The following is a 2,322-nucleotide window of genomic DNA, read 5'->3' as shown; positions in this document are numbered from 1 at the left end:
TAATAATTTATAAGTCTACAATTATACATTGCTCTGCCAATTTTAGCAATCTTTTCCTATCATTCAACACTTCTGCAATAATACTTCCAATAATTGTTTCTATTAGCTGTGTGCTTACAATTAAAATTACGCCTGTTATTATGCTACCTAAAGCACTTGTAAAAATAAACCATATGCGAAAGAGAGAGTTATTGCTTGAGGATACTGTTTGTATAACTTGTTTGTCTATTTCTACGCTTTCTGTTTGATAGAATGTTGGTGCTAGTAAAGGTAAAAATGGATGTTCGGGTGTTGCTATGGCGATGAGTTCATAAATATTCTCGATGACAGTTAATTGATTGGTAATAATTTGAGGTAATGCCTCTTTAATCGTAACTTTCAAGCCTGGTAGCGGTGATGCTTGCATTTTCTGAAAAGTTGCGAGTGTTGCTGAGGCATCGGTACGGAAGGCGGCAGCTAAGATGCGATCGTGATTGAGGAGAGGCACCCAAACCAACTCGGTGGTGTAAGGGGGTAGTAAGTGAAGTAATCGCAGAGGACTTTGCTGGAAAGGTTTGATTAAAAGGATTGCTAGTAATAAGTCGATTAATGTGAGGACTAAATAATCTGCTAGTCGGTAGTAACTTATCAAAGTTACTGGCACTGCTAAAAATGATACCCAGCCGTGATGATGCCAGCCTAAAGCTGTTAGCGTGATTGCGGTAATTATGGCTAACGTATTTTGCATTGTGGGTGAAATACTGGCCGCAATTATCCAGCAAATTAGCAAAAAGAAAAGCAAAGGTAAAGTTGCAATGGTTCCCACAACGATCGCTACGATACCCCCCACAACTACTCCCATAACGACCCCCACAACTACTCCCATAACGACCCCCACAACTACTCCCACGATGCTTCCCACGATTTCTCCTATGATGCTTCCTACGCTTCCTCCCACGAAGCCGCCGACGATTGGCACCAACACAACGGTGCTTCCCACGATTCCTCCTATGATGCTTTCCACGATTCCTCCCATGATGATTCCCATACTGCTTCCCACGAAGGCCGCTCTGATGATTCCCATAGCTAACATCAGGATCAGGATGAACACCACGACTAACCCTATAAATGTAAAGTCAATTATTTGAGCTTCATCGATTATCGTATAAGCAGAGATCAACAGTAATAACCCAATCAGTCCAGTGACTGACAGAGCAAAATACCAATTTTGTGTTGCTAACCAACTTCCTAACCATGTACTTAGTGTTCCGCCAATCGCGATGACATTGCGAGCTAAAAAAATGCGTTCTATATTTGCTAGCCATTTACCAAAGCCCATGCTAATACTTAAAGCCAATATACCTAAAAATATACCCCTTGCTCCTTGGAAAAATGGAAGCAAAATATCCTGTACCATATCTAATCCAATGAGATAAATTTGCGGATTTACCGGATAAATCAAATAAACCAGTAGTGGTATATAAAAACCAATTGATAAACACAAAATACCAATGCTATAAGCAGTCACGATCGCTCCAAATAGCAACAGCAAATCTAGGACTTGACCATGCAGTACAATTCCCGACATTAGCGGTAAACTAAACAAAAATATCAGCAGTAAAAACTGACCAATGAATCGAGAATTTGGTTTCCACAGCAGAATATCCCAGGAATGTGTATCCGATCGCAATCCATCGTTTTCTTCAGCAGGAGCCCATTCATTCATCCGCTGCTGAAGCCTTGAAGGACAAAACATTGCCCAGTACCACAACTCCCAACTCTCCCGGAGAAACCTCTTCATCGCTGATTCCTCACAAACTCTGCAAAAGCAGTGCTAAATAATCCACCATCTGCCCTCAACAAACCCTGACGCTTGAGGCTATTAACTACAGCATTAGATTGAATTGAAATCTTACCAGCAGCATTTTTCATAATTTGACGTTCCGATGCAGTCAAATCAGCCCAAAGTTCTTCAAACCGAGGAGTTGCTTGGTAAATAAACTCAGTCTGTGCTTGTTCGTAATCCCCGTACTGCCAAAACATTGATGCTGCCATTTTGACATAAAAAGGCAAACCGCCAGTAAGTTCATCAATCCAGTCGATTAACTGATCGGGTACAACATCCATTTCACCGCTTTGGATAAACCCATCTTTGACTAAATCATGCCAATATTCCTCCTCCAATGCACCCGTCCCCACCCCACTTCTACTAAAAATATTGGGAAAACTCGATGTAGGGAAACGAGTTTTCCAGTCTTCGCTTAATGGACTGGAGTTTAGACTAAGCACAAATTTACTCAGAAGGAGCTGAGTAGAAATTATGGTGAATTTAGAGAGAGATTC

General features: G+C 41.2%; 2 protein-coding genes. Both read right to left on the bottom strand.

What is annotated here, in order from left to right; translation table 11 throughout:
• Positions 1-7: 7 nt before the first annotated feature.
• A complete protein-coding gene (locus tag QUA13_RS32200) occupies positions 8-1,780 on the bottom strand; it encodes a hypothetical protein (RefSeq protein ID WP_333205125.1) in 1,773 nt (590 codons plus the stop codon).
• A partial coding sequence (locus QUA13_RS32195) for a hypothetical protein (RefSeq protein WP_333205124.1) occupies positions 1,777-2,322 on the bottom strand: 546 nt, incomplete at its 5' end. The genes QUA13_RS32200 and QUA13_RS32195, both read right to left, overlap by 4 nt.

Source organism: Microcoleus sp. S28C3, from assembly GCF_036700785.1.
Lineage (GTDB): Bacteria > Cyanobacteriota > Cyanobacteriia > Cyanobacteriales > Microcoleaceae > Microcoleus > Microcoleus asticus.
The sequence above is the reverse complement of the archived record's forward strand: the minus strand, read 5'-3'. Positions and strand labels throughout refer to the sequence as shown.

Excerpts from the sequence above, each read along its gene's own strand:
- QUA13_RS32200 (WP_333205125.1), bottom strand. The coding sequence starts at position 1,780 with ATGAAGAGGTTTCTCCGGGAGAGTTGGGAGTTGTGGTACTGGGCAATG.